This is a genomic window from Pseudarthrobacter sp. 10T415 (assembly GCF_056394175.1).
Window position 1 is genome coordinate 135962 of the sequence record NZ_JBFTHJ010000006.1, and the last position, 24130, is coordinate 160091.

General features: G+C 66.6%; 27 protein-coding genes. 13 read left to right on the forward strand and 14 right to left on the reverse strand.

Annotation, left to right across the window (positions count from 1 at the left end; genetic code table 11):
- Window positions 1-56: 56 nt before the first annotated feature.
- Complete coding sequence (locus AC1DBN_RS10695; protein ID WP_477723156.1) at window positions 57-848, reverse strand: IclR family transcriptional regulator; 792 nt, start codon at window positions 846-848, stop codon at window positions 57-59.
- Window positions 849-1023: 175 nt separating this feature from the next.
- Between AC1DBN_RS10695 and AC1DBN_RS10700 the strand changes: the two genes are divergently transcribed.
- The 4 genes from AC1DBN_RS10700 to AC1DBN_RS10715 all read left to right on the forward strand — a co-directional run bounded on the left by AC1DBN_RS10700 (window position 1024) and on the right by AC1DBN_RS10715 (window position 5176).
- Window positions 1024-1740: a CoA transferase subunit A gene (locus tag AC1DBN_RS10700; protein ID WP_314215543.1), complete on the forward strand. Its 717-nt coding sequence runs from the start codon at window positions 1024-1026 to the stop codon at window positions 1738-1740.
- Window positions 1741-1808: 68 nt separating this feature from the next.
- Window positions 1809-3248, forward strand: coding sequence for a short-chain fatty acid transporter (locus tag AC1DBN_RS10705; protein WP_314215541.1), 1440 nt, complete (start codon window positions 1809-1811; stop codon window positions 3246-3248).
- Window positions 3249-3302: 54 nt separating this feature from the next.
- Complete coding sequence (locus AC1DBN_RS10710; protein WP_314215540.1) at window positions 3303-3986, forward strand: CoA transferase subunit B; 684 nt, start codon at window positions 3303-3305, stop codon at window positions 3984-3986.
- Window positions 3983-5176, forward strand: a complete 1194-nt coding sequence (locus tag AC1DBN_RS10715) for an acetyl-CoA acetyltransferase (RefSeq protein ID WP_314215538.1) — start codon at window positions 3983-3985, stop codon at window positions 5174-5176. Before AC1DBN_RS10710 ends, AC1DBN_RS10715 begins: the two co-directional genes overlap by 4 nt.
- A gap of 121 nt (window positions 5177-5297) precedes the next feature.
- On the opposite strand, the gene AC1DBN_RS10720 is transcribed toward AC1DBN_RS10715, so the two are convergent.
- Together AC1DBN_RS10720 and AC1DBN_RS10725 are read right to left on the reverse strand one after the other, a co-directional pair.
- The gene (locus tag AC1DBN_RS10720; protein ID WP_477723157.1) at window positions 5298-6029 is read right to left on the reverse strand and encodes an ankyrin repeat domain-containing protein; all 732 of its coding nucleotides are present in this window, start codon (window positions 6027-6029) and stop codon (window positions 5298-5300) included.
- 9 nt (window positions 6030-6038) lie between these two features.
- Complete coding sequence (locus tag AC1DBN_RS10725) at window positions 6039-6608, reverse strand: GlcG/HbpS family heme-binding protein (RefSeq protein ID WP_091717957.1); 570 nt, start codon at window positions 6606-6608, stop codon at window positions 6039-6041.
- A gap of 197 nt (window positions 6609-6805) precedes the next feature.
- Here AC1DBN_RS10725 and AC1DBN_RS10730 point away from each other — a divergent pair, with 197 nt between their 5' ends.
- The 5 genes from AC1DBN_RS10730 (at window position 6806) to AC1DBN_RS10750 (ending at window position 10288) form a co-directional block, all read left to right on the forward strand.
- Window positions 6806-8008 (forward strand): sensor histidine kinase, encoded by a 1203-nt coding sequence (locus AC1DBN_RS10730; RefSeq protein ID WP_091717955.1) that lies wholly within the window; start codon window positions 6806-6808, stop codon window positions 8006-8008.
- Window positions 8005-8631 carry a response regulator gene (locus tag AC1DBN_RS10735; protein WP_091717953.1) on the forward strand — a complete coding sequence of 209 codons (627 nt, stop codon included), beginning with the start codon at window positions 8005-8007 and terminating at the stop codon, window positions 8629-8631. Before AC1DBN_RS10730 ends, AC1DBN_RS10735 begins: the two co-directional genes overlap by 4 nt.
- Before the next feature lie 132 nt (window positions 8632-8763).
- Window positions 8764-8967 (forward strand): cold-shock protein, encoded by a 204-nt coding sequence (locus AC1DBN_RS10740; RefSeq protein WP_069950491.1) that lies wholly within the window; start codon window positions 8764-8766, stop codon window positions 8965-8967.
- Window positions 8968-9102: 135 nt separating this feature from the next.
- Window positions 9103-9423, forward strand: coding sequence for a hypothetical protein (locus AC1DBN_RS10745; protein WP_091717951.1), 321 nt, complete (start codon window positions 9103-9105; stop codon window positions 9421-9423).
- Window positions 9424-9502: 79 nt separating this feature from the next.
- Complete coding sequence (locus tag AC1DBN_RS10750) at window positions 9503-10288, forward strand: MerR family transcriptional regulator (protein ID WP_091717949.1); 786 nt, start codon at window positions 9503-9505, stop codon at window positions 10286-10288.
- A gap of 16 nt (window positions 10289-10304) precedes the next feature.
- On the opposite strand, the gene AC1DBN_RS10755 is transcribed toward AC1DBN_RS10750, so the two are convergent.
- Window positions 10305-11495: an acyl-CoA dehydrogenase family protein gene (locus AC1DBN_RS10755; RefSeq protein WP_477723158.1), complete on the reverse strand. Its 1191-nt coding sequence runs from the start codon at window positions 11493-11495 to the stop codon at window positions 10305-10307.
- A 66-nt stretch (window positions 11496-11561) separates the two neighbouring features.
- Between AC1DBN_RS10755 and AC1DBN_RS10760 the strand changes: the two genes are divergently transcribed.
- Window positions 11562-12074, forward strand: a complete 513-nt coding sequence (locus AC1DBN_RS10760) for a MarR family winged helix-turn-helix transcriptional regulator (RefSeq protein WP_477723159.1) — start codon at window positions 11562-11564, stop codon at window positions 12072-12074.
- A gap of 6 nt (window positions 12075-12080) precedes the next feature.
- On the opposite strand, the gene AC1DBN_RS10765 is transcribed toward AC1DBN_RS10760, so the two are convergent.
- Window positions 12081-12734: a DedA family protein gene (locus AC1DBN_RS10765; RefSeq protein ID WP_091717944.1), complete on the reverse strand. Its 654-nt coding sequence runs from the start codon at window positions 12732-12734 to the stop codon at window positions 12081-12083.
- 97 nt (window positions 12735-12831) lie between these two features.
- A complete protein-coding gene (locus AC1DBN_RS10770) occupies window positions 12832-13428 on the reverse strand; it encodes a helix-turn-helix domain-containing protein (protein WP_477723160.1) in 597 nt (198 codons plus the stop codon).
- A gap of 66 nt (window positions 13429-13494) precedes the next feature.
- Here AC1DBN_RS10770 and AC1DBN_RS10775 point away from each other — a divergent pair, with 66 nt between their 5' ends.
- The gene (locus tag AC1DBN_RS10775) at window positions 13495-14469 is read left to right on the forward strand and encodes an NAD(P)/FAD-dependent oxidoreductase (RefSeq protein ID WP_477723161.1); all 975 of its coding nucleotides are present in this window, start codon (window positions 13495-13497) and stop codon (window positions 14467-14469) included.
- Here the strand turns inward: AC1DBN_RS10775 and AC1DBN_RS10780 are convergent.
- The 4 genes from AC1DBN_RS10780 to AC1DBN_RS10795 are packed head-to-tail and all read right to left on the reverse strand — an operon-like array spanning window position 14456 to window position 18795.
- A complete protein-coding gene (locus AC1DBN_RS10780; RefSeq protein WP_091717938.1) occupies window positions 14456-15232 on the reverse strand; it encodes an enoyl-CoA hydratase in 777 nt (258 codons plus the stop codon). The two genes, AC1DBN_RS10775 and AC1DBN_RS10780, sit on opposite strands and share 14 nt — an antisense overlap.
- Window positions 15229-16188 carry a 3-hydroxyisobutyrate dehydrogenase gene (gene mmsB / locus AC1DBN_RS10785; protein ID WP_091717936.1) on the reverse strand — a complete coding sequence of 320 codons (960 nt, stop codon included), beginning with the start codon at window positions 16186-16188 and terminating at the stop codon, window positions 15229-15231. Before mmsB ends, AC1DBN_RS10780 begins: the two co-directional genes overlap by 4 nt.
- Entirely contained in the window at window positions 16181-17296 is a 1116-nt protein-coding gene (locus tag AC1DBN_RS10790; RefSeq protein ID WP_091717934.1) for an enoyl-CoA hydratase/isomerase family protein, read from the reverse strand. The genes mmsB and AC1DBN_RS10790 overlap by 8 nt, the downstream gene beginning before the upstream one ends.
- The gene (locus AC1DBN_RS10795) at window positions 17296-18795 is read right to left on the reverse strand and encodes a CoA-acylating methylmalonate-semialdehyde dehydrogenase (RefSeq protein WP_091717932.1); all 1500 of its coding nucleotides are present in this window, start codon (window positions 18793-18795) and stop codon (window positions 17296-17298) included. The genes AC1DBN_RS10790 and AC1DBN_RS10795 overlap by 1 nt, the downstream gene beginning before the upstream one ends.
- 196 nt (window positions 18796-18991) lie before the next feature.
- Here AC1DBN_RS10795 and AC1DBN_RS10800 point away from each other — a divergent pair, with 196 nt between their 5' ends.
- Complete coding sequence (locus AC1DBN_RS10800; RefSeq protein ID WP_091717930.1) at window positions 18992-19798, forward strand: exodeoxyribonuclease III; 807 nt, start codon at window positions 18992-18994, stop codon at window positions 19796-19798.
- 34 nt (window positions 19799-19832) lie between these two features.
- A complete protein-coding gene (locus tag AC1DBN_RS10805; protein ID WP_091717928.1) occupies window positions 19833-20726 on the forward strand; it encodes a DUF8083 family protein in 894 nt (297 codons plus the stop codon).
- Window positions 20727-20770: 44 nt separating this feature from the next.
- On the opposite strand, the gene AC1DBN_RS10810 is transcribed toward AC1DBN_RS10805, so the two are convergent.
- The 4 genes from AC1DBN_RS10810 to AC1DBN_RS10825 all read right to left on the reverse strand — a co-directional run bounded on the left by AC1DBN_RS10810 (window position 20771) and on the right by AC1DBN_RS10825 (window position 24126).
- Window positions 20771-21823: a LacI family DNA-binding transcriptional regulator gene (locus AC1DBN_RS10810; protein WP_091717926.1), complete on the reverse strand. Its 1053-nt coding sequence runs from the start codon at window positions 21821-21823 to the stop codon at window positions 20771-20773.
- A 127-nt stretch (window positions 21824-21950) separates the two neighbouring features.
- Window positions 21951-22199 (reverse strand): hypothetical protein, encoded by a 249-nt coding sequence (locus AC1DBN_RS10815; RefSeq protein WP_091717924.1) that lies wholly within the window; start codon window positions 22197-22199, stop codon window positions 21951-21953.
- Window positions 22196-23092, reverse strand: a complete 897-nt coding sequence (locus AC1DBN_RS10820) for a carbohydrate ABC transporter permease (RefSeq protein ID WP_091717922.1) — start codon at window positions 23090-23092, stop codon at window positions 22196-22198. Before AC1DBN_RS10820 ends, AC1DBN_RS10815 begins: the two co-directional genes overlap by 4 nt.
- Entirely contained in the window at window positions 23089-24126 is a 1038-nt protein-coding gene (locus AC1DBN_RS10825; protein ID WP_091717920.1) for a carbohydrate ABC transporter permease, read from the reverse strand. Before AC1DBN_RS10825 ends, AC1DBN_RS10820 begins: the two co-directional genes overlap by 4 nt.
- Between the last annotated feature and the right edge of the window lie 4 nt (window positions 24127-24130).

The following is a 24130-nucleotide window of genomic DNA, read 5'->3' on the forward strand; positions in this document are numbered from 1 at the left end:
GCGTCTCCCCACAAAGGCGGCGCGCCGTCGTCGTACGTGGGCAAAACCGGGGAGACTCAGCGGGCCGTGGCACCTTCTCCCCCGCCCAGCTGCTGGGTGATCCGGTGGGCCTCCGCCATGAGGAGGCCGCCCAGCTCCTCCTGACGTTCCGGCTTGAAGCGCGGCTCAATACCGGTCAGGGACAGCGCCCAGGCCGGCTTGCCGGACCTGTCGAATACTGCGGCACCCATCCCCCAGCTGCCTTCAAGGACGAGCCCCGGGTTCACGGAGTACCCAGCCAGCCTGGTGCGTTCAAGGTTCTCCCGGACGATGCCGGCGGTGTGCCCGGCCGCGAAGGTTCCCGCGTGGGCCTCCCAGTCCTGCAGGATTTCTTCCCGTTCCCCCTCGGGAAGGAAGGCCATGATGGCTGTTCCCGCGGACGCCACCCCCAAAGGGAACCGCACGCCCTCGTGCAGCACGAAGGAACGGACCGGGAAACTGCCTTCCTCCCGCAGCAGGCAGACTGTTTCCATGCCGCGGCGGATGGAGAAGAAGGCGCTCTCGCCCGTGGCTTCGGCCAACCGCCGCAGGCTGGGCCGGGCGATGTCCTCCATGGGGAACCGGGCGGAGGCCACTGACCCCAGCAGCAGCATTTCGGGGCCCAGCACCCAGTTGCCGTTGGCGGGATCGTGGTCCAGCAGGCCCTCGGCGGCCAAGGAGGACAGGAGCCTGTGCACGGTGGGCCGGGTGAGCCCCGATTCGCGGACAATACCGGCCAGCGGCATGCCCCCGGCGCTGCGGCCAACCAGCCGCAGCAGGCTCGCGAGGCGGCTGACCACTTGGGCGCCCTGCACTGGAGAATTGCTCATCAACGTCCTAATCGTCCATATTGTGGATACTTTCTTGCCCTTCGTCCACAGTATAGAACGCAGGCTGAAATGGGTGATTTTCAGCCTTGACGGGCTTGAGACGAGGACCGTAGTCTCCATACTCAGAAGCCGAGTCCACAAAGTGGACTGACCATCTCGATGAGGAGACACACCCATGAGCAAAATCCAGGACTCCGCGGCAGCCGCCCTGGAAGGCGCCCTGCAGGACGGCATCACCCTCGCCGTTGGCGGCTTCGGGCTCAGCGGCATTCCGGCAGACCTGATCGAAGCCGTCCGTGACTCCGGCGTGCAGAACCTCACCGTGGTCTCCAACAACATGGGCGTGGACGGCAAGGGCCTGGGCATCCTCATCGAAGCGGGGCAGGTCCGCAAGGTGATTGCCTCCTACGTGGGGGAAAACAAGCTCTTCGCCGAGCAGTACCTTGCCGGAAAGCTGGAGGTTGAATTCACGCCCCAGGGGACCCTCGCGGAGCGGCTCCGGGCGGGAGGGGCGGGCATCCCGGCGTTCTACACGAAGACCGGCGTGGGCACGCTGGTGGCAGAAGGAAAACCGCTGGAAGTATTCGACGGCGAAACGTACGTCCGCGAGCGCGCCATCATTGCCGATGTGGCACTTGTCCATGCCCACACCGCCGACACGGACGGCAACCTCGTCTACCGCCACACGGCCCGGAATTTTAACCCCGTGGTGGCCACGGCCGGCAAGCTGACCATCGCCGAAGCCGAAGTGATCGTGCAGCCCGGAGAAGTGGATCCCAACCATGTGGTCACCCCTGGCGTCTTCGTCCAGCGCCTGGTGCAGGCAACCAACCGCGTAAAGGACATTGAGCAGCGGACGGTGCGGCCGCGCACCGATCTTGTGTCCGCCTGACCGGCGCCGGCACCCGCAGCAACCGCCCGCAACTCAATGGCCCGTAACTCAATGGAGAGCACACAACAATGAACACCGCGCAGATTCACGACGAGGATGTCCGCCAGAAGGGCTTGGCCCGGATGGCGGAAAGCCTCGCCGGATGGACTCAGAAGTGGTTCCCTGACGCCTACATCTTTGCCCTCGCCGGCGTCGTCCTGGTCGCCATTGCCGCCCTGGCCATCGGGGCTTCCCCCAAAGCCGTGGTGGACTCCTTCGGCAACGGGTTCTGGGACCTCACCGCCTTCACCCTGCAGATGGCCATGGTGGTGCTCACCGGCTATGTGGTGGCCACGTCCCCGCCTGTTGCCCGGCTGATCAACCGCCTGGCCGTCATTCCGGGATCCGCACGGGCGGCGGTGAGCTTCGTGGCCGTCATGTCCATGTCCGTCTCGTTCATCAACTGGGGCTTGAGCCTGATCTTCGGCGGCCTCCTGGCCCGGGCCATCGCGCGGCGTTCGGACCTCACGGTTGATTACCGCGCCCTCGGTGCGGCCGCTTTCATGGGGCTCGGTGCAGTGTGGGCCCTGGGGCTGTCCTCCTCGGCGGCCCAACTGCAGGCAACGAAGGCCTCGATTCCGCCGGCGCTGCTGCAGATCACCGGGGTCCTGGACTTCGGCACCACCATCTTCACCTGGCAGTCGCTGCTGACGCTGGTGATCCTCATGCTCCTCACCACCGTGATCGCGCACTTCTCTGCTCCCACAGGAAAGGCCATCCGGACGGCCGAGGATATGGGCGTGGACCTGGACGACGAGCCCGAGGCCCCCGCCGAAAAGTCGCGGCCGGGTGAATGGCTTGAGTACAGCCGGATCCTGCCCATCATTGCCGGTGTCCTGACTCTGGGCTGGCTGGTCTCCCAACTGCTCACGCTGCCCATCCTTTCAGTGGTCAGCTCGCTGAACGGCTACCTGCTGGTGTTCCTGATGCTGGGCCTGGTGCTGCACGGTACTCCCCGGAAGTTCCTGCAGGCGGTGACCAAGGCCGTGCCCGCCACCGCCGGCATCCTGGTCCAGTTTCCGCTCTACGCAGCCATGGCAGCCATCCTCACGAAGGCCGCCGGGGCTGACGGGCTCACCGTCTCCGAGCACCTGGCCCACTTCTTCACCAGCATCGGCAGCAACGGCGCATTCGCGGTGGTCATCGCGCTCTACACGGCCTTCCTGGGCATGTTCGTCCCGTCCGGCGGTGGCAAGTGGCTGGTGGAGGCGCCGTACGTGATGCAGTCCGCCACGGACGTCAACATGAACCTGGGCTGGACCGTGCAGATCTACAACATGGCCGAGGCGCTGCCCAACCTCATCAACCCTTTCTTCATGCTGCCCCTGCTGGCCGTGCTGGGGCTGCGCGCCCGGGACCTGGTGGGCTTCACCTTCCAGCAGTTCCTGTTCCACCTTCCGGTGGTCCTGCTGCTGGCGTGGCTGCTGGGAATGACCTTCGAGTTTGTTCCGCCGGTCATTCCCAAATAGCCGCCCCCTGCGGCAACCCAGACAACCGACAAGACATTGAGAATCGAGGAACCCATGGCCTGGACCAGGGATGAAATGGCTGCGATTGCGGCAGAGGAACTGAACGACGGCGACTACGTCAACCTGGGTATCGGCATCCCCACGCTGGTGGCCAACAACCTGCCCGACGGCGTGCGCGTGGTTTTGCAGAGTGAGAACGGACTCCTCGGCATGGGGCCGTTCCCCTATGAGGGCGAGGAGGACGCGGACCTCATCAACGCCGGCAAGCAGACCGTCACGGTGCTTCCCGGCGGCAGCATCTTCGACTCCGCCACGTCGTTTGGCATGATCCGCGGCGGCCACGTGAAGGTGGCCATCCTGGGCGCCATGCAGGTCTCCGGCAATGGCGACCTGGCCAACTGGACCATCCCGGGCAAGATGGTCAAGGGCATGGGCGGGGCCATGGATCTGGTGGCCGGGACGCCCCGGGTTGTGGTCCTCACCGAGCACAACGCCAAGGACGGCACGGCGAAGATCGTCCGCGAATGCACGCTCCCCCTGACCGGCCTCAGCTGCGTGGACCGGATCATCAGCGACCTTGCGGTCTTCGACCTGGTGAAGGACGGCGAAGGAACGGGCGACGGCGGGCGGCAGCTCACGCTGACCCGGCTGGCGCCGGGGGTCACCGTGGAGGACATCCAGGAAAAGACGGATGCGGATTTCGAAGTCCGCCTTGAGAACGAGGAAGTGGCGGCATGAGCCTGAAGGAACAGTTTGGCAAGGATGTCCTGATCACCGGATGGGGCCACAGCAGGTTCGGAAAGCTCACCGATGACACCCTGGAATCACTGATCGTGCAGGTGGCCACCGATGCCATCGCAGGCGCGGGGGTTGAGCCCGGGCAGATCGATGAAATCTATGTGGGCCAGTTCAACTCCGGCATGATGCCGCTGGCGTTCCCGTCGTCGCTGGCCTTGCAGGTTTCCCCGGACCTGGCCAATGTCCCGTCCACCCGCGTGGAAAACGCGTGCGCCTCCGGTTCGGCAGCATTCCAGCAGGGCACCAAGTCGCTGCTGGCGGGCACCGCCAAAACCGTCCTGGTGATCGGCGCCGAAAAGATGACCCACGCAGGGGCTGACGTGGTGGGCGCGGGCCTGCTCGGCGCCGATTACGACATGGCCGGCAAGGCCTCGACCACCGGCTTCACCGGGCTGTTTGCCGAAGTGGCCAAGCACTACGCCAAGCGTTACGACCCGGCCGGGAACCTGGGCGATGTGCTGGGCAGTATCGCCGCCAAGAACCACCGCAATGGCGTGGATAACCCCTACGCGCAGCTCCGGAAGGACCTCGGCGAAGAGTTCTGCCGGACCGTGTCGGACAAGAACCCCATGGTGGCGGACCCGCTGCGCCGCACGGACTGCTCCCCCGTCTCGGACGGAGCGGCCGCCGTCGTGCTCTCCACCTCCCCCACGGCAGGCGCCAACCCTGCTGTGCGGCTCGCCGGGTTTGGCCAGGCCAACGATTTCTTCCCGGCCGCGCGCCGGGACCCCACGGCCTTCGAAGCCACCAGGGTCTCGTGGCAGCGCGCCCTGGCGATGGCCGGCGTCGGGATCGAAGACCTTGACCTCGCCGAAGTCCATGACTGCTTCACCATCGCCGAACTGCTCATGTACGAGGCCATGGGACTGACCGAACCCGGCCAGGGCGCCCGCGCGCTCGAGGAAGGGTGGGTGTTCAAGGACGGGAAGCTGCCGGTCAACGTCTCCGGCGGCCTCAAGTCCAAGGGCCACCCCGTGGGTGCCACCGGCGTCTCGCAGCACGTGCTCGCGGCCATGCAGCTGACCGGCACCGCCGGCGACATGCAGCTCGCGGCACCGCGCCGGGCAGCGGTCCAGAACATGGGCGGCGTGGGCATCGCCAACTACGTCAGCATCCTCGAGGCCGTCTGACCGGCCGCTGAATCTGCCCACCTTTGGCTGCCGATAACGGCGCGTCGGGCCAAAAGTGCGGCGCGCCGCCGTCGTACCGGGCCAACGGTGGTGAATCCCGGCGCTGCGGCTGCGAAGCAGGCTAGCCGTGGCTCCGGATCAGGGCGGCGATCTCCGCAAAGCCCAGCCGTTCGGCGTTCTGCAGCGCAGTCCGGCCCTCCGCGTCCCGGATACCCGGGTCCCCGCCGGCCTCCAGCAGCAACCGCACCACTTCCTGCTGCCGGGGACCGCCATTGTTCAGGAGGATGGCTTCCTGCATGGCCGTCCAGCCCAGGTTGTTCACGTGGTTGACGGGTACGCCTGCGGCAACCAGGATCTTCACCGTCTCCACATGCCCATGCTCGCTGGCCGGAATCAGGGCAGTCCCGCCGTAGCGGTTGATGCTGGATACGTCGGCGCCGGCCCCCAGGGTCAGCTGCAGGACCTCGTTGAAGCCTTCGGCGCCGGCGTAGAGGAAGGCCGAGTCCTGGATGGAGTCCTTGGCATTGACGTTGCCGCCCCGGCCCACCAGTTCGCGGACCAGCGGCGCGTTGTTGGCCTTTGCGGCAGCAATCAGTTCTTGGTCCAGCGCCGCCTGGGCTTCGGCGGAGAGCGCCGCCGGGGTTGCCGCCGGCCCTGAAGCAGGAGGGCCGGGTTGGGCGTCAACGGTTCCGCTGGGGACCGCAGTACTGGTGGGGACCGCAGTACTGGGTGAAGGCGCGGCCGACGCCGGTCCACTGGATGGTGCCGGAGCAGGGCTTTGGCACGCCGTCAGGATGAGGGCCAGGGCGCCGGCGGCCAGCAAGCCCTGGGCACGTATGCCAGTGCGCCTCATACGGGCAGCCTACTTTCCGGCGGGGGCGCCCGCGATGGCTGCAGCTCCGGCGGTGGCGCAGGCCTCGTCCAGGGCGCCGTCCGGTGCGCCGCCAACCCCGACGCCGGCCAGTGAAACCCCATTGACCTTGAGCGGGACGCCGCCGGCCAGGAACAGGGTGCCGGGGAGGTCTGCAATGGATGGACCGTTGCCGTTAATCCGCTTGGCCAGCTCACTGGTGGGCGTACCGAACGCTGCTGCGGTGTAGGCCTTCTGCTTGGCGGCTTCGATGGTGTGCTCCGCTGCATTGTCCCCGCGGAGGAGTGCCTGCACGGTGCCGAACCGGTCTACCACGGCAACGGTGACGAACGGGAGCTTGTCCGCCTGGCACTTGGCCAGGGCGGCGTTCACGGCAGCGGCGGAGGCCCCCACGGAGATGCGGTTCTGCTGGACGACGGTTTCCGGCGCAGGCTGGACGTCCACGGCGGGAACGGCCGCCGGCGCAGGGGTTGTTCCTGCGTTGGCCGCTGCAGTGATTCCGGCGGTGAGGACCAGGGCACCGGCTGCGGCGGCGGCAAGGGCTGTGCGGGACTTCTTCATGGTGGCTCCTTGGGTTAGGCAGGCGATCGCTGCGAACACGTCAATCCTTCCGGCCGGCGCCCCGCCTGCCATCGGGCCTTTGCATGGTCCCTGCTGCGACCAAAGGATGGCCGTATCAGCCAAATGGATGAGAGACCCGCCCCGGCCGCCGGCAATAGCATGGAAGGGCAGCATTCCCCCACCAGACCGGAAATTCCATGACAGCCCCAGGCCCTGACCATCCCCCGAGTCCTGCCGGGCTGCCCCGGCTGGGCAACATCGACACCGCGGTCCATGCGGGATTCGCCGTCCTCCTGGTGGCGTCGACCGTCCGGTACGTCATGCGCCACCCGCCCGCGGACAACGTTCTGGTCCTGTGCCTGGCTGCGGCAGCCTCCCTGCTGTATGCGGGCGTTTCGGTGCTTGCCAGGCGCGGTCTGCCCGGGCCGGCGTGGATGGCCGCCCTGGTGGCCGTCTGGGCGGTCCTGGTGATCGCTGCACCCAGCTTTGCCTGGTGCTCGTTTGCCCTCTTCTTCCTCTGCCGTGCCGCGATCAGCGGTGTTGCCGCGTACGTTGCCGCGGGAATCATTGCCGTTGCCACGGCGGCCGGCCTGTTCAGGCTCAGCGGAGGCACGGACCTGGCCATGCTCCTGGGCCCGCTGGCCGTGGGCGTGATGCTGACCCTTATCCATGACCGGATCCGCAACGATGCCGAGGAGCAGCGGCGGCTGCACGCTGAGGTGTCCACCGCGCAGGGGCAGCTGGCCGCCAGCGAACGGCGGGCGGGCGCCATTGCCGAGCGGGAGCGGGTTTCCCGCGAAATCCACGACACCGTGACCCAGGGCCTGGCCAGCAGCCTGCTGTTGCTCGAGGCCGCCGGGCGCACGTGGCCCGCACCTGCCGCCCACTCGGACCTGCGGCAGGCCACTTCCCTGCTGCGGGACAACCTGGCCGAAACCCGAAGCCTGGTCCATGATCTTGCCTCCCCCGGGCTCGAAGGCTCGCCCCTGCCGGAGGCCCTGCTGACGGCCGCGCGCCGCTACCTTCCCGACGCCCGGCTCCTGGTCACCGGCGAACCACGGCCGGTGGCGGCAGACATCCGGCACACCTTGCTGCGCGTGGTCCAGAGTGCAGCGTCCAACGTGCGGCTCCATGCCTCCGCAACCACCGCCACCGTGACCCTCGGGTTCCTGCCGGACGCCGTCACCCTGGACGTGTACGACGACGGCGCCGGCTTTGATCCGGCGGCGGCAGCACCGCCGTCGGACGCCGGAGGGTACGGCCTTCGGGCCATGCGGCAGCGCGTGGAACAGCTTGGCGGGACGTTCTCCGTGGAAAGCGCCCCCGGCGAGGGCACCATCGTGGCGGCGCAGCTCCCCGCTGGCCCCTCGGCGGCACCAACGGACGGAAGCCAGGCATGAATGCCATTACCGTGCTCCTGGTGGATGACCACCTGGTGGTCCGCAGCGGGCTGCGCGCCCTGCTGGGCACCCAGCCGGACATCGAGGTGGTGGCCGACGCCGCGTCCGGGGAGGAAGCCCTGGAGCTGGTGCGGGAGCTGTCGCCCGGCGTCGTGGTCATGGACCTCGCCATGGGCGGCGGCATGGACGGCATCGAAGCCATCCGGCGCATCCGCGGGCTCAACAGCAGGCAGGCCATCCTGGTGTTCACCACCTACGATTCGGACGCGGACATTGTGCGTGCCGTGGATGCCGGTGCCATGGGTTACCTGCTGAAGGACGCCGCGCCGGAAGAGATCTTCTCGGCTGTCCGCGGCGCGGTGCAGGGCAGGAGCGTAATGAGCCCGCCGGTGGCTTCGCGGCTCTTCCAGCAACTCCGCAATCCGGAGGAGATCCTCACTCCACGCGAGGCGGAGCTGCTGAGCCTGCTCACCCAGGGGCTCAGCAACCGCGAACTCGGCCAACGCCTTTTCATCTCGGAAGCCACCGTCAAAACCCACCTGGCGCACATCTATTCGAAGCTGGGAGTGGAAACCCGGGCCGCCGCGATTGCCACCGCCATCCGCCGTGAGGGCATGCGCTGACGCGGGTTTTGTGGCGTTTACCCTTGCCAACAGGGCGTTTAGCCCCGTACGTTGGGATTGCGGGGGACGTTCTCCGCACACCCCGGGCTGAAATCCGGGGAGAGAATCAGAGTTACATGAAGGAATGCAGCCATGGCAACAGGCACAGTTAAATGGTTCAACGCCGAAAAGGGTTTTGGCTTCATTGCCCCCGATGACGGGTCCGCTGACGTTTTCGCCCACTACTCGGCAATCTCCAGCAGCGGTTACCGCTCACTGGACGAGAACCAGAAGGTCGAATTCGACGTGACCCAGGGCCCCAAGGGTCCGCAGGCAGAGAACATCCGCCCGCTCTAAGTCTTACGGCCGGCCCGGTTTCCCGGGCCAGCCCCGGCAGCGGCCCCGCCAACCTCGTGTTGGCGGGGCCGCTGTTTTAGTTGTGCCTGCCGGCGGCCCGCCCACAACGTTCGGTGCTTTTGGGATAATTGACCCATGACCGGCAAGGAAGAGGACAGGGATCCTTGGGAAGAGTTCGACAGGCTCGGTCCCGGAATGCCGGACCGTGTCCCCGGCCAGCCCGGCGGCGAACCCCACGGCTTCGGTTTCCGCACCGGCGTGCGCAGCGCCCGCGTGGCTGTGGGCTTTGCTGTCTATGCCCTGGCCCTGGGCACCATCCTGGTCCTGACGGGATGCGTGTTCTTCGTTGCCCGCCAGCAATGGCTGCTGGCCGGACTCATGGTCCTGATTGAGGCCGTTTTCGTTTTCTCTTTTACCCGGCTGGTGGCCCAGGCGCGCCACCGCGGCACCCGCTGACCACCTGCGAAATCCTTGGAAGGTTCCCCTTCACGTTTCCCCTTGACCTTGACGCTGCGTCAACCCCTACGCTCGAAGCATGGAAGCAACCGGGGAGGACAGGGCCAGCGGCTGGCCCATCCAGGACGTGGCCAGAATGGCGGGAACCACCAGCCGTACCCTCCGCCACTACGACGACATTGGGCTGCTGAAGCCCACCAGGGTGGGCAGCAACGGCTACCGCTACTACGACGGCGGAGCCCTCCTGCAGCTGCAGAGGATCCTGCTCCTTCGGGAGCTGGGCCTGGGCCTGCCGGCCATCGCCGACGTCTTCCAGCACCAGACGGACCCTGTCCGGGCGCTGACCCGGCACCTTGAGTGGCTGGGCCAGGAACAGGAACGCCTGGCCCGGCAAGTCCGGTCCGTCCGGCAAACCATCGAAACAGTGCAACAAGGAGGAGAGCTCGTGGCAGAGAAAATGTTTGATGGCTTCGACCACACGCAGTACAAGGACGAAGTGGAGGAGCGCTGGGGAAAGGATGCCTACGCGAAGGGCGACTCGTGGTGGCGGGGCATGGACGAGGCCGAAAAGCGGGAGTGGAAGTCCCGCTCGGAGGGACTGGGCCGGGATTGGCTGGCAGCGGCAGGCTCCGGGGCGGCCCCCGGGGGCGACGAAGCCCAGGGCCTGGCCGCCCGGCATGTGGCCTGGCTCCGCTCCATCCCGGGAACACCTGCGGCCGGGGCCGGCGGGGACATCAAAGGCTACGTCACCGGGCTGGCGGACATGTACGTGGCAGATCCAAGGTTCGCCGCCAACTACGGGGGCGAGGCCGGCGCCACCTTTGTTCGGGACGCGCTGCGGACCTACGCGGACCGGAACCTGTAGCAGTTGCGCGGGCCGCCTAGGTGAATGCCTGGATTCCCGTAACGGCCCTTCCAACCAGCAAAGAGTTGATCTCGTAACTGCCCTCGTACGTGTACAGGATCTCGGCGTCCGCGAACAGCTTGGCCATCTCGTGGTCGGTGGTGATTCCGTTGCCGCCCAGCAGCGAGCGACCCATCGCCACCGAGGCCCTGGCAAGCCTGGTGGTGGTGGCCTTGGCCATGGCCGCCTGAGCCATCTCCAGCAACCCGTCTTCCTGGAGCCGGGCCAGCTGCACCATCAGGGCAAGTGAAGCGGCAGCGTTCCCCAGGATGTCCGCGAGCTGCTGCTGGACCAGCTGGAACCCCGCCAGTTCCCTGCCGAACTGGCGGCGGTCCAGCGAGTAGCTGCGGGCCACATCGAAAGCAGCGAACTGGATGCCGGCGGCTTGCCAGCCCACCCAGGCCCGGGAGTCCCGGAGCAACGCGTTGGCCGAGGCGAAGCTTGATGCCCCGGGCAGGAGATTAGCCGCCGGTGTGCGTACGTCCTCCAGCTGGATATCGGCATTCTGCATGATGCGCAAACCGATCTTGTTTTCAATCCTGGCGGCGGAGTAGCCGGGCCGGTCCGTTTCCACGAGGAAGCATTTGAGCTGCCCGTCAGCCGTGTCCCGGGCCCAGACCAGGGCGACGTCGGCAACGGTCCCGCTGCCGATCCAGCGTTTGGCGCCGTTGAGGACCCACTCGCCGCCGTCCCGCCGGGCGGTTGTTTCGAGCCCGCGGGAGATGTCTGAACCGTGGCCGGGCTCCGTGAGGGCGAAGGCTCCCAGCTGCGCAAAGGTCCTCAGTCCGGGCAGCCACCGGCGCTTCTGTTCATCGGATCCCAGGTGGTGGATGGTGCCCACTATGAGTTCGTTATGGATTCCGGCCAAGGCGGAAAGTGAGACGTCGGCCCTGGCCAGTTCCACGTACATGAGGCCTTTGAACAGGGCGGAACTGCCGTCCAGCTGCAACTCCCCCAGCCCGCGGGCACCCATCCCGGCCACGACATCGCGCGGGAACTCTTCCCGGTTCCAGTAGCCGATGGAGGCCGGCCTGACGCTGGACTGCAGGTAGTTCCGGATGTCCGCGTACCTGGCCTGTTCCGTGGGCGGAAGGAGCCGCACGATGTGCAGGAGGTCCGCGTCCGGATAGGGAATCTCCGCCGGGCCGTCATGGGAGTGTCCGGGCATGACGCCTCCCTTCCAAACGGTTGGATGTCCTAGTATATTCACAGGATTTCCGGAAAGGGGCTGGCTATGGGCACACCGTTATCCCGGGATCCGATTGCCGAAGCCCGGCGGAATTGGGAGGACCACGGCTGGTCCGATGTCGCAGCACCCATGGCCGCCATCACGGCGATTATGCGGACCCAGCAGATCCTCCTGGCCAGGATCGAATCCGCCCTCAAGCCGTTTGGGCTGACGTTCGCCCGGTACGAACTGCTGGCCCTCTTGAGTTTCGCCCGGAAGGGTGCCCTGCCGATGAACAAGGCAAGCGCCCTGCTTCAGGTCCACCCGACGTCGGTCACCAACGCCGTGGACCGGTTGGAGCGCGCCGGCCTGGTGGCCCGCTCACCGCACCCCACCGACGGCCGCACCACACTGGTGGGGCTCACCCCGGAAGGCCGTACTGTGGCTCAGCGTTCCACGGCGGCCCTCAACAGCCAGGTTTTCAGCGAGCCGGGATTTCCGCCGGAGGATGTGGACGAGCTGATCCGGATCCTGGGCGACTTCCGCAGGGGGTCGGGTGACTTCGAGGACAGTCCCTGACTGCTGTCAGCGGCTTACCTTGGCCCGCTTCACCCGGCGGACCACCAGCCAGGCCAGGGTGATGGCGAGGGCGGCGTAGACGGCGTAGTTCAGGTACTTCGAGTAGCCCTCGATCAGGTGGTACTGCGTTCCCAGCAGGTACCCGAACCCGATCAGCGCTCCGTTCCACAGTGCGCTGCCGGCCAGGGTAAAGGTGGAAAAGGTGAGGAGCGGCATCGCCGCGGCGCCGGCAGGAAGCGAGATCAGGCTGCGGACGCCGGGCAGGAGCCGGCCAAAGAAGATCGAAGACTTACCGTGCCGGGTGAACCATCCTGCAGCCTTTTCGAAGTCCTCACGGTCTACCAGCGGCAGCTTCGACAGGCCGCGGATGGACCGTTCCAGCCCCAGCTTGGCGCCGAGCCAGTACAGGAGGAGGGCTCCGAGGTAGGCACCCAGCGTACTGGTGACGAGGATGAGCCCCAGGTTCAAGGAGCCCTGCTTGGCCAGATATCCGGCCAGCGGCAGGATCACTTCGCTGGGAATGGGCGGGACCACGGTTTCGGCGAGGGTGAAGGCGCCAACGCCCCATTCACCGAGGTTTTCTATCACCTGGGCCGCTGCACCCACCAGCCCGCCCAGACCCTCCGCTGCACCCGTTCCATCTGCCGCTGTTGCCCACATAAGCTGCTCCCCCGATTTCCACCGCGTTCCGCGACCGTATTCCTGCTGGTCCTGTCTACCGTACGGACCTGAACGCCCGCTGGCAGCGCGGCGGGGGCTACGTCCCTGGGGATTTTCCGGCCGCAGGACGGGCCCGGATGTGCATGCGCTCGCCTTGGGAGCCGAACAGGCTCAGGAACTCCACGGCCTGGCCGTCGGCCCGGCCGAACCAGTGCGGCACCCGGGTATCGAATTCCACTGCTTCGCCCGCCCCCAGGACCAGGTCGCGGGCGCCCAGGACCATCCGCAGCTTGCCGTTCAGCACGTAGAGCCATTCGTAGCCCTCGTGGACCTGCGGGTTGGGTTCCTCCACCGGCCCGGCGGGAACGATGTGCTTGTAGGCCTGGATGCCGCCGGGCTTGCGGGTGAGCGGAATGATGGTCATGCCGTAGGCGGTGATGGGCCGCAGGTGGACGCGGGGATCCCCCGTGGCCGGGGCGCCGACCAACTCATCGAGGGGTACCTGGTGGGCTTGCGCGAGAGGAAGCAGGAGTTCGAGGTTAGGCCGCCGCTGGGCCGATTCGAGCCTGGAAAGCGTGCTGACGGAAATGCCCGTGGCGGCTGCGAGCGCCGTCAGCGTGACGTCCCTGCGCAGGCGTAAAGCCTTCAGCCGCGGGCCAACGGCGGCGAGGACGTCGTCGAGGTTTTCATCCATCCGAGAATTTTGCCATACCGGCAAAATACTTTGCCAGAGCATTGGCGCGGGAAAGACGATGGATGCATGACTGAACAGAACTCCTTTTACGATGTGCTGGTTGTTGGCGGCGGGGCCGCCGGCCTGAGCGCCGCGCTGATGCTGGGCCGGACCCGGCGGCGGGTGGCGGTGGTGGACAGCGGTGAGCCCCGCAATGCCCCGGCGCACGGCGTGCACGGCTTCCTGTCACGCGACGGGATCAGCCCGGCAGAACTCCTCGCCACTGGCCGCGACCAGGCGCGGCACTATGGCGCGGACATCATCAACGGCACGGTGGTGGCTGCCGGAGGCGGCGTGGAGCAGGGTTTCGAGGTAACGCTCGACGACGGCAGGCGGCTTCGCGGGCGGCGACTCCTGATCACCACGGGCCTGGTGGACGAACTGCCGGACATCCCGGGGTTGCGCGAGCGATGGGGCCGGGACGTGCTGCACTGTCCGTTCTGCCATGGATGGGAGGTCCGGGACCAGGCCATCGGCGTAGTGGGCACCGGCCCGTGGTCTGTGCACCAGGCCCTGCTGTTCCGGCAATGGTGCAGCAGCATCACCCTGTTCCTCAATGACGTGGTGGAGCCCTCCGGAGACGAACTCGAGCAATTGGCTGCCCGTGGTGTGAAGGTGGTTCCCGGCGCCGTCGAGACCGTGCGGGTCCACGGCGATGCGCTCAAGGCCGTGGTGCTGGCGGGCGGCCCGGAGGTGGCCGTGGACGCCGTCGTGGTGGGTACCCGGGTGCACGCCCGCTTTGACGCGTTCGCCGGCCTTGGCCTGACGGCGGTTCCGCATCCAATGGGCATCGGGGACTACCTGGAAACCGATGCCGAAGGCGCAACGACGGTGCCCGGAGTCTGGGCTGCCGGCAACGTCACGGACGTGAGGGCACAGGTCCTGGCATCCGCCGCTGCAGCGTCGTGGACCGCCGTGATGATCAACAACTCCCTGATGGCCGGGGAGATGGCCCGCGACCTCGCCGCCTACCGGGAGTCGCTGGCCGTTACCGGTGTTTGAATTCCGGTTCGCGCTTTTCCGTGAACGCCGCCATGCCTTCCTTCTGGTCCTCGGTGGCGAACAGGGAGTGGAAGAGCCGGCGCTCGAACACGACACCCTGGGCCAGCCCGGTTTCGAAGGCGGCGTTCACGGCCTCCTTGGCAGCCATCGCCACCGGCTTTGACTTGCCGGCAATGACTTCGGCCGCTTTGAGGGCCTCGGCCACCACGTCCTCGGCGGGTACCACGCGGGACACCAGGCCGGACCGCTCGGCTTCCTCGGCCCCGATGAACCGCCCGGTGAGGATCAGGTCCATGGCCTTGGCCTTGCCCACGGCGCGGGTGAGCCGCTGCGAGCCGCCCATGCCGGGAAGGACGCCGAGGTTGATTTCGGGCTGGCCAAACTTGGCGTTGTCCCCGGCGATGAGCAGATCGCACATCATGGCCAGTTCGCAGCCGCCACCCAGGGCAAACCCGGAGACAGCAGCAATGGTGGGGATACGGAGCCTGGTGAAGTCCTCCCAGCCGCGGAACCAGTCCGCGGCGTACATGTCCATGTAGCCCTGGGCGGCCATTTCCTTAATGTCGGCGCCGGCCGCGAAGGCCTTCCCGGAGCCGGTGATCACCACGGCGCCGGTTCCGGGGTCAGCGTCCATGGCGCTGACGGCGTGCACCAGTTCCTCCATGGTGGCTTTGTTCAGTGCATTCAGCGCCTGGGGCCGGTTAAGCGTCACCAGCCCCACCCTGCCGTGCTGTTCCACCAGGATGTTGGCGTACTCCGTCATTCAGGACTCCCGTCGTCGTGCGCTGTTGCGGTCTTGTGCGGTGCGGGGCCGGATTTTTCGCGGATGTCGTTGATGATCGCGGAAAAGTCCTGGCCGGCGCCGCCTTCCGCGGCAAACGTATCGTAAATTTCTGCGGCAAGCGGGCCCATCCGGCCGGCCACTCCGGTGCTGTGCAGGGCGTTGAGGGCAAGGTTGAGGTCCTTGGCCATCAGCGCGCCGGCGAATCCCGGCTGGTAATCGCGGTTGGCCGGACTGGTGGGAACCGGGCCGGGCACCGGGCAGTTGGTGGTCAGGGCCCAGCATTGTCCGGACGCGGCGGAGGCGACGTCGAACAGCGCCTGGTGGCTCAGCCCCAGCTTCTCGCCGAGGACAAAGGCCTCGCTGACGGCGATCATTGAGACGCCCAGGATCAGGTTGTTGCATACCTTCGCCGCCTGGCCGGCCCCGTGGGCTCCGCAGTGGACGATGCGCTTGCCCATGACGTCGAGGAGCGGCCTGACGGCGTGGAAGTCGTCCTCTTCACCGCCCACCATGAAGGTGAGCGTTCCGGCCTCCGCGCCCACCACGCCGCCGGACACGGGAGCATCCACGGACCGGTGCCCGGCACCGAGCGCCAGCTGCGCCGCCTCCCTGGCTTCGTCGACATTGATGGTGGAACAGTCCAGGAACATGGTTCCCGGTGCTGCCAGTGCCAGCAGTCCCGGCTGGCCCCCGGTACCGCGGTAGGCGTCCAGGACGTGCTGGCCGCTGGGGAACATGGTGAGTACCACGTCCGCGTCCGACACAGCCTTGGCAACACTTCCGACAACCGGGACACCGGCGGAGCGGGCCGCGTCCACGGCAGCCGGCACTACGTCGTACCCCGCCACCCGGTGCCCGGCCCTGACCAGGTTCACTGCCATCGGTCCGCCCATGTGGCCGAGCCCCAGGAACGCCACGGTGTAGGTGTCAGGCATGGTCCGCCTCCTCTTGTTGTGCCGCCTCCGGCCCATGCTCCGGACCTGTTCCGAGGTCCAGTTCCCTGCTGCCGAGCGGCCTGAAGAAGCGTTCAACCTGCTCCGGCGATACTTCTGCCAGGGTGGGCGGCTTCCAGTGCGGGGCGCGGTCCTTGTCCACCACCTGCGCCCGGATGCCTTCGCGGAAATCGGGTGCCGCCAGGAACCGCAGCCCCACCCGGTATTCCTGGGCCAGCGCGTGGTCCAGCGGTGTCCCCGCCACCCGCCGCAGCGACGCCAGGGTGACCTTGACGGAGGTGGGGGACTTCGCCTCGATGGTGTCCGCGGTGTGTGACGCATCGGCGCTGCCGTCTCCGGTCCACGCCCGCAGCCGCCCCACGATTTCTTCCGCGTCTGCAGAGTCGTAGCAGCTGTCGATCCACTGCCGCTGCCCGGCAAGTCCGGACGGCGGCGGGTCCACGGCAAAGCGTCCGACGGCGTCTTCCGGGGTTTCGTTTTCCAGCGCTGCCGTGAGTTCGTCGAGCCTGCCGGACGGAACGTAGTGGTCCGCCAGGCCAAGGAACAGTGCGTCCGCACCGTCGAGGTGGGCGCCGGTGAGGGCTGCATGGGTTCCCGCCTCCCCTGGTGCGCGGGCCAGCAAAAGCGTCCCGCCGACGTCGGGCGCAAACCCAATGGTTGTCTCAGGCATCCCGGTCCTGGTCCGCTCGGTGACCACGCGGACCGAGCCGTGCGCCGAGATTCCCACGCCGCCGCCCAACACCAGCCCGTCCATCAGCGCGACGTAGGGCTTCGGGTACCGGGAGATCAGGTGATTCAGCCGGTACTCGGCCTGCCAGAAGTCCGCGGTATCGTCTCCGCCGCGGAGAATGTCGCGGTAAATCGCCACGATATCTCCCCCGGCGCACAAACCCCGGCCGCCGGCGCCCTGCACCAGGACCGTGCTGACGCTGCCGTCCTCCGCCCATTCGGTGAGCTGCCGCAGCAGTGCCTCAACCATCCCGGCGGTGAGTGCGTTGACCGCCTTGGGCCGGTTGAGCGTTGCCACCGCCAGCTTGCCGCGCCGGGTGAAAAGCACTTCCGCTTCAGGGGCGGCGGCCGTTTCCGTCATCAGCTTCCTTCCGGCATCACGAAGCTGGCTCCGTGGCGTATTCCCGAGGGCCACCGTGTGGTGACCGTTTTGGTCTTGGTATAGAAGCGGAAGGCGTCCGCGCCGTGCTGGTTCAGGTCCCCGAATCCGGAGGCCTTCCAGCCGCCGAACGTGTAATAGGCCAACGGCACCGGAATGGGAACGTTGACCCCCACCATGCCCACATCCACCCTGGTGGCGAAGTCCCGGGCGGAATCGCCGTCACGTGTGAAGATGGCCACGCCGTTCCCGAACGGGTTATCGGTACAGAGCCGGAGAGCGTCGTCGTAGGTCGCGGCGCGGACCACGCTGAGTACCGGGCCAAAAATTTCGTTGCGGTAGATGGCCATGTCCGGGGTGACGTGGTCGAAAAGCGCCGGGCCCACCCAGAAGCCGCCGGGGTAGCCGTCGACAGTGAGTCCGCGTCCGTCGGCGAGGAGGGTGGCGCCGTCGTCCACGCCTGAACTGATGAGTCCCTCGATGCGGTCCTTGGCGGCTGCTGACACCACTGGCCCGAAGTCCGAGCCCGCGTCGAGGCTGTGGCCCACCGTGAGTTTCCGGACGCGTTCTTCCAGCCTGGCCACCAACCGGTCAGCGGTGTCCGGACCCACCGGCACGGCCACCGAAATGGCCATGCAGCGTTCTCCTGCCGAGCCGTAGCCTGAACCGATGAGGGCATCCGCCGCCTGGTCCAAATCGGCATCCGGCATCACCACCATGTGGTTCTTGGCCCCGCCGAAGCACTGGGCCCGCTTTCCATGGGCGGCCGCCGTGGCGTAGATGTATTGGGCGATGGGTGTGGAACCCACGAAACCGACGGCTTTCACCCGGGGATCCTCAAGGAGGGCGTCAACGGCCTCCTTGTCCCCGTTCACCACGCTGAAGACACCATCAGGAACACCTGCTTCGCTGTACAGTTCCGCGAGCCGCAGCGGCACCGAAGGGTCCCTTTCCGAAGGTTTGAGCACAAAAGCGTTGCCCGCAGCGAGGGCGGGGCCGGACTTCCAGAGCGGGATCATCGCGGGAAAGTTGAAGGGCGTGATGCCGGCAACCACGCCCAGCGGCTGGCGCAGCGAATGGATGTCAATGCCCTGCCCGGCGTCGCTGGAGAACTCGCCCTTGAGCAGGTGCGGCGCTCCGGCGGCAAACTCCACCACCTCCAGTCCACGTTGGATGTCACCGATGGAGTCGGCCAGGGTTTTGCCGTGTTCGGACGACAGCAGCCTGGCCAATTCGTCCATGTTCCGGTTCACCAGGTCCACGAACTTCAGCAGGATCCGGCCCCGCCGCTGGGGGTTCAATGCCGCCCAGTCCGGCTGCGCCTCCGCGGCGGCAGCCACCGCTGCCTGCACTTCGTCCCGGTCCGCAAGCGGCAGGCGGGCCTGCACGTCGCCGGTGCAGGGGTCGAAGACGTCACCAAACCGTCCGGAGGTTCCGCCGGCATGGCGGCCGCCGATGTAGTGGGAAAGCTCGCGCACCATGGCTGGATGCCCCTTCGCATGTGATCCGGCTTTAGTGACCCAGGTCATTGTGGTTGCGAATATACTCGGACTTCCTACTAAATTCCATCGCCTCTGACCCGGCGGCTTCGACCCGCTCCGGTGTGCCCGGGGGCCGCCGCTCGGGCTTCACCGGCTGCTTTACGTGCGGTGCGGCAGCCACGGTAAGTTAGGGAGCGTGAAGATAGCTACCTGGAATGTGAACTCGCTCCGTGCCCGCGCCGACCGTGTTGAAGCCTGGCTCCAGCGCAGCGACTGCGACGTCCTGGCCATCCAGGAAACGAAGTGCAAGGACGACAACTTTCCCTGGGAGCTCTTCGAACGCATGGGCTACGAGGTGGCCCACTTCGGCGTGAACCAGTGGAACGGTGTGGCCATCGCCTCCCGGGTAGGGCTGGAGGACGTGGAGCGCACGTTCCTGGACCAGCCGGCCTTCGGCAAGGCGGGCAAGGACCCGGTGCAGGAAGCCCGCGCCATGGCCGCCACCTGCGGCGGCGTCCGGATCTGGAGCCTGTACATCCCCAATGGCCGCTCCCTGGATGACGAACACATGCCCTACAAGCTCAAGTGGCTCGAGAGCCTGAAGACCCACGCCCAGGGCCTGGTGACGGAGAATCCCGAGGCCCAGGTGGCACTGATGGGTGACTGGAACATCGCCCCCTTCGACGACGACGTCTGGGACATTGACCTCTTCGTCAACAACCGGTACACCCACGTCAGTCCACCGGAGCGGGAGGCGTTCCACGCCTTCGAGACGGCCGGTTTCACCGACGTCGTCCGGCCGTACACTCCCGGCCCCGGCGTCTACACCTACTGGGACTACACCCAGCTGCGCTTCCCCAAGAAGGAAGGCATGCGGATCGACTTCGTCCTGGCCTCGAAGGCTTTGGCCGCCCGGGTCACCGGCGCCTCCATCGACCGGGAAGAGCGCAAAGGCAAGGGCGCATCGGACCACGCCCCCGTTCTGGTGGAACTGGCGGACTAATGACAACGTCCTGGACCCAGCCAAGGAGACCGCAGTGACGGGCAACCTCTACCGGGGCCAGGCAGGCCTGCCGTTTTCCTCCACCCTCCGCGTTTACGAACCCCTGGACGCGTTCCCGCAGGAACAGCGGAAAGCCATCCAGGCGGCCGGGGCGCGCACTGCCTCACGTGCCGCCGTCGAGAACGCCGAACTCCTCGCCTCGCTGGGACGCATCACCCGCCCCGGCGGTGATCCGTTTCCCACCGGCCGCACCGATCTGGTGCGGGTCACCGCCGCCCCGGCCGCCCAGCCCGGGGGGACCGCTGACGGCGACAGCGGCACAGAGGCCGAGCCGGAACTCCTGTATTGCCCCAGCCAGCTGGTGCTCCGTGCCGGGCTGGCCGCGAATGCACTGATGGAAGGGATCCACGGCCCGCTCGCGGAACTGCTGATCCCCGAAGAACAGCGGGACAGGCACCAGGAACGCATAGACCTGGTCAAGGCGCGGGACGGTTCCACCCGGGTGCACACCAGGGCGTCCACGTGGGGCATCCCCTTCAGCTGGTTTTCGCTGTTCATGGAGTCGGACCACAAGGACGTTGTGGAGGCCGCCGGCCGGATCGTCACCGTCCGGGTGTGGGCGTCAATTACCGATGCGCTGGAACGTGCCCGCTACGCCGTCGCCAACCTTGCGCTGGCCGCCCCGGACCTCGACATGCTGGATGACCTTGCGCAGCTGACCGAATGGCTGGAGCAGTTCCATGTGGAGTCGATGATTGAACTGGACTACGGATCCGTGGCGGACAAGGTCTACCCGGACGACTCCCCCACGGACATAAGGCTCGGCATCGAATGCCTTGCTGAGGGCGACATGACCGGTGCGGCTGCGGCCTACCGGCGGCTGGCCTCGCGCTGGATTCCCATCCGGCAGTTGGCCCGCGCCTCCTGAGTTCCAGCGTCCTTCCCCGTCCGGGCGTTACGGCCGGGGACGGGTCAATGCAGGGGCGGCGCCGTGGTCCTTCGGACCATCAGTTCATGCGGCGCGACGGCGGACTGCACCGCCCCTTCCTGTCCGTCCAGTTCATCGAGAAGCATCTTGGTGGCCAGCTCGGCCTGCTCGTCCGGCCGCTGCCCCACCGTGGTCAGGCCCATGGCTTCGGCGAAGTCGTGGTTGTCGATGCCCACCACTGACAGGTCCGCCGGTACGTTGACGCCGAGCCGGGCGGCCTCGAAGATGACGCCCATGGCCATCTCGTCCGAGGCGCAGAAGATTGCGGTGGGTTTGGCCTCGGACCCGGACCACAGCCGCCGGAAGGCTTCCTGCCCGCTGCGGACGGTGAAGTCTCCCCATTCGTCCCATTCAGGGCGGATCTTCAGGCCGGCGGCCGTCATCACGTCCCTGAAGGCCAGGATACGAACCCGGGGAACATCGAAATTCAGGTCCGTTTCGTCGTCCCCATGGAGGAGGGCGATGTCCCGGTGGCCGAGCTCGATCAGATGCCGGACAGCTGTGGAAGCAGCCGCGTAATCATCGATGCCGATGTAGGCGCACTCCTCGACATGCCCGCCCACCACCACCAGGGGGATGTCGATTTTTTGCAGGTGGTCCAGCTCTTCCGGGGTCAGTGCCATACAAAGGACCAGCAGGGCGTCGATCTGCTTGTAGACCATGGTCTTGCTGAAGAGCCGTTCCCGGTTGCTGCCGTGGCCGCCCAGATTGAACAGCGAGAGGTTGTACTGCCGGGCATGGAGTTCCCGGTCGGCCCCTTCGATGGCCTTGGAAAAGAACCAGCGGCTCACGAACGGGGCCAGCACACCAATGGTTTTGGTCCTCCCCGTGGCGAGGCCCGAGGCCGAGGACGACGCCACGTAGCCGAGGTTTGTTGCGACCTCCAGGATCTTCTCGCGGGTGGCCGGCGAAACCCGGGGCAGGCCCCGTACGGCCCGGGACACCGTGGCAGTTGATACACCGGCTGCGGCGGCAACGTCCTCGATACTGACACCGTTATGGCCGCCCCGCTGGGATCTCTCTGTTGTGCGTGCCACGGTGTCCCCTCAATAACTCCTTGCAGCGTAAGGCTGTTCGCCCTGCGTTACCCCCAAGACTTCGTATTTTCGCATTCTGCGTGGATGCGGTGCTAACCGCGCGGGACATCCCCCGTTCTGTGACCGATTACCTGCGGTCCGGAAGTTTCCTGCGGAGGCGGATCATGCCGTAGAGCGCCAGGAGGGTTGCCAGCAGGCCCAAGGCCCAGCCCAGGGCGGGTTGCGCCGTCACTTCCATCCAGACCGTGACCACCAGCAGGACCAGGGCCCAGAAGCCGAGGAACCCGATGATGATGTCGAAGTCTTCGCCCGAACGGACGCGGCGGCGGGTGCTTCCCGCTCCCGGAGCCCGGGAGCGGGAAGCGTCGCCCATCACTTGACTGCACCTGCCGTCAGGCCGGCAACAATCTTGCGCTGGAAGACCAGCACCAGGATCACCAGCGGAATGGTGACGATGGTGCCTGCGGCCATGATGGCCGTGTAGGGGATCTGGTTCGGCTGCGCACCCGCGAAGCTGGCGATTGCAACGGTAACCGGCTGGGTCCGTTCGTTTGACAGCTGGCTGGCAATCAGGAATTCATTCCAGGAGGAGATGAACGCCAGGATGGCCGTTGTAAAGATGGCCGGAGCCGCCAGCGGCATGATCACCTTGCGGAATGCCTGTCCCTGCGTGCAACCGTCCACGCGTGCAGACTCCTCCAACTCCCAGGGCATCTCACGGAAGAAGGACGTCAGCGTATAGACGGTCAGCGGCAGGACGAACGAGATGTTCGGAATGATCAGCGCCTGGTAGGTACCCATCCAGCCAATGTTCGTAAAGAGCTGGAACAGCGGGGTGATCAGGGCAACGCCGGGGAACATGGAAGCACCCAGGATGAAGCCCAGTACCAAGTACTTGAACCGGAAGTTAAGCCGGGCCAGCGCGTACGCGGCAAAAACACCGATGACGAGCGACACTACCGTGACAGTGACGCCAATGATGATGCTGTTCAGCAGCGCCTGGCCGAACTTGTTACCAAACGAGGTGTCGAACGCGGTGAGGAAGTTATCCAGCGTCACGTGGGTTGGCCACGGCGTCGTGTCGTAGGTGAAACCCACTTCGCGGAACGCCGTCACCACCATCCAGTAGGCGGGCGCCAGGCACCAGATCAGGATGACGGCGGCACTGATGTACGTCCTGGCGCTCGCCCACCTTTCCCGGTTTTGGGCGGTCTTGCGTGCGGCGTTCTGGTCAAGCCGCACTCCGGCGGGAGCACTTGCGGTTGTCATTTCTTCCCCTTACCGGTTGCGCCGCTCTGTTCCACCACGTTGGCGCCCAGGAACCGGACGAAAATGAACGCCACCAGGAAGATGATGACGAACGTAATGGTGGACAACGCCGCCGCTGAGTTGAACCCTTGCCTGATCTGGTTGATCACCAGGATAGACAGTGTGGTGGTGTTGTTGGCACCGCCGGTGAGGATGTACGGAAGGTCGAACATCCTCAGCGCGTCAAGGGTACGGAACAGGATGGCGACCATCAGCGCGGGCTTGACCAGGGGCAGCGTGATCAGGCGGAAGCGCTGCCAGGCACTGGCACCGTCCACCTTTGATGCCTCGTAAACCTCGGCCGGAATCATCTGCAGGCCGGCCAGGATCAGCAGCGCCATGAAGGGCGTGGTTTTCCAGGTATCGGCGATGATGACCGCCCACTTGGCGGGCCACTCGCTGCCCGTCCACAGAATGGAGACGTTAAACAGTTTGTTGATGATGCCGTTGAAGTCGAACATGAACAGCCACAGCTGCGCGGTGACGGCGGTGGGAATGGCCCACGGCACCAGGACGGCTGCGCGGACCAGGCTGCGGCCCTTGAAGGTCCGAGCCATGATCATGGCCATCCAGAACCCCAGGACGGTCTCCAAGGCGACAGTCACCACGGTGAAGAAGAATGTGGTGGCTGTCGCGGACCAGAACTGGCCTCCGAGGGTGCCCGGCGGGCAAGCCACCGTTCCGCCACCCTGGGCGGCACACTGCTGCCCCAGCCAATTCACGTAATTCTGGATGCCGGCCGCGCCGCCATCCGTGAAAAGACCCGTGACGGGATCGAGCCCGGCGTCCTTCTGGAAGGACATCACGAGCGCGCTGATGATCGGGTACACGATCACGATGGCCAGCGCGACGACAGTCGGCGCCAGCAGCCAGGTGGCCCACCGGCCCTGGCTGGCAATCCTGTTGTCTTCGCCTACCCCTTTAGGCCCGTGATGGGCCGGGGCGGCGCCCGACGCCGGCTGCTTGACCGGCGTCGGGCCCAATTCGGTAGCCATGGCT

What these genes read in the sequence shown, in the direction of transcription:
- AC1DBN_RS10695 (WP_477723156.1), bottom strand. Translation starts at nt 848, where the DNA reads ATGAGCAATTCTCCAGTGCAGGGCGCCCAAGTGGTCAGCCGCCTCGCG.
- AC1DBN_RS10700 (WP_314215543.1), top strand. Translation starts at nt 1,024, where the DNA reads ATGAGCAAAATCCAGGACTCCGCGGCAGCCGCCCTGGAAGGCGCCCTG.
- AC1DBN_RS10705 (WP_314215541.1), top strand. Translation starts at nt 1,809, where the DNA reads ATGAACACCGCGCAGATTCACGACGAGGATGTCCGCCAGAAGGGCTTG.
- AC1DBN_RS10710 (WP_314215540.1), top strand. Translation starts at nt 3,303, where the DNA reads ATGGCCTGGACCAGGGATGAAATGGCTGCGATTGCGGCAGAGGAACTG.
- AC1DBN_RS10715 (WP_314215538.1), top strand. Translation starts at nt 3,983, where the DNA reads ATGAGCCTGAAGGAACAGTTTGGCAAGGATGTCCTGATCACCGGATGG.
- AC1DBN_RS10720 (WP_477723157.1), bottom strand. Translation starts at nt 6,029, where the DNA reads ATGAGGCGCACTGGCATACGTGCCCAGGGCTTGCTGGCCGCCGGCGCC.
- AC1DBN_RS10725 (WP_091717957.1), bottom strand. Translation starts at nt 6,608, where the DNA reads ATGAAGAAGTCCCGCACAGCCCTTGCCGCCGCCGCAGCCGGTGCCCTG.
- AC1DBN_RS10730 (WP_091717955.1), top strand. Translation starts at nt 6,806, where the DNA reads ATGACAGCCCCAGGCCCTGACCATCCCCCGAGTCCTGCCGGGCTGCCC.
- AC1DBN_RS10735 (WP_091717953.1), top strand. Translation starts at nt 8,005, where the DNA reads ATGAATGCCATTACCGTGCTCCTGGTGGATGACCACCTGGTGGTCCGC.
- AC1DBN_RS10740 (WP_069950491.1), top strand. Translation starts at nt 8,764, where the DNA reads ATGGCAACAGGCACAGTTAAATGGTTCAACGCCGAAAAGGGTTTTGGC.
- AC1DBN_RS10745 (WP_091717951.1), top strand. Translation starts at nt 9,103, where the DNA reads ATGACCGGCAAGGAAGAGGACAGGGATCCTTGGGAAGAGTTCGACAGG.
- AC1DBN_RS10750 (WP_091717949.1), top strand. Translation starts at nt 9,503, where the DNA reads ATGGAAGCAACCGGGGAGGACAGGGCCAGCGGCTGGCCCATCCAGGAC.
- AC1DBN_RS10755 (WP_477723158.1), bottom strand. Translation starts at nt 11,495, where the DNA reads ATGCCCGGACACTCCCATGACGGCCCGGCGGAGATTCCCTATCCGGAC.
- AC1DBN_RS10760 (WP_477723159.1), top strand. Translation starts at nt 11,562, where the DNA reads ATGGGCACACCGTTATCCCGGGATCCGATTGCCGAAGCCCGGCGGAAT.
- AC1DBN_RS10765 (WP_091717944.1), bottom strand. Translation starts at nt 12,734, where the DNA reads ATGTGGGCAACAGCGGCAGATGGAACGGGTGCAGCGGAGGGTCTGGGC.
- AC1DBN_RS10770 (WP_477723160.1), bottom strand. Translation starts at nt 13,428, where the DNA reads ATGGATGAAAACCTCGACGACGTCCTCGCCGCCGTTGGCCCGCGGCTG.
- AC1DBN_RS10775 (WP_477723161.1), top strand. Translation starts at nt 13,495, where the DNA reads ATGACTGAACAGAACTCCTTTTACGATGTGCTGGTTGTTGGCGGCGGG.
- AC1DBN_RS10780 (WP_091717938.1), bottom strand. Translation starts at nt 15,232, where the DNA reads ATGACGGAGTACGCCAACATCCTGGTGGAACAGCACGGCAGGGTGGGG.
- mmsB (WP_091717936.1), bottom strand. Translation starts at nt 16,188, where the DNA reads ATGCCTGACACCTACACCGTGGCGTTCCTGGGGCTCGGCCACATGGGC.
- AC1DBN_RS10790 (WP_091717934.1), bottom strand. Translation starts at nt 17,296, where the DNA reads ATGACGGAAACGGCCGCCGCCCCTGAAGCGGAAGTGCTTTTCACCCGG.
- AC1DBN_RS10795 (WP_091717932.1), bottom strand. Translation starts at nt 18,795, where the DNA reads ATGGTGCGCGAGCTTTCCCACTACATCGGCGGCCGCCATGCCGGCGGA.
- AC1DBN_RS10820 (WP_091717922.1), bottom strand. Translation starts at nt 23,092, where the DNA reads ATGACAACCGCAAGTGCTCCCGCCGGAGTGCGGCTTGACCAGAACGCC.
- AC1DBN_RS10825 (WP_091717920.1), bottom strand. Translation starts at nt 24,126, where the DNA reads ATGGCTACCGAATTGGGCCCGACGCCGGTCAAGCAGCCGGCGTCGGGC.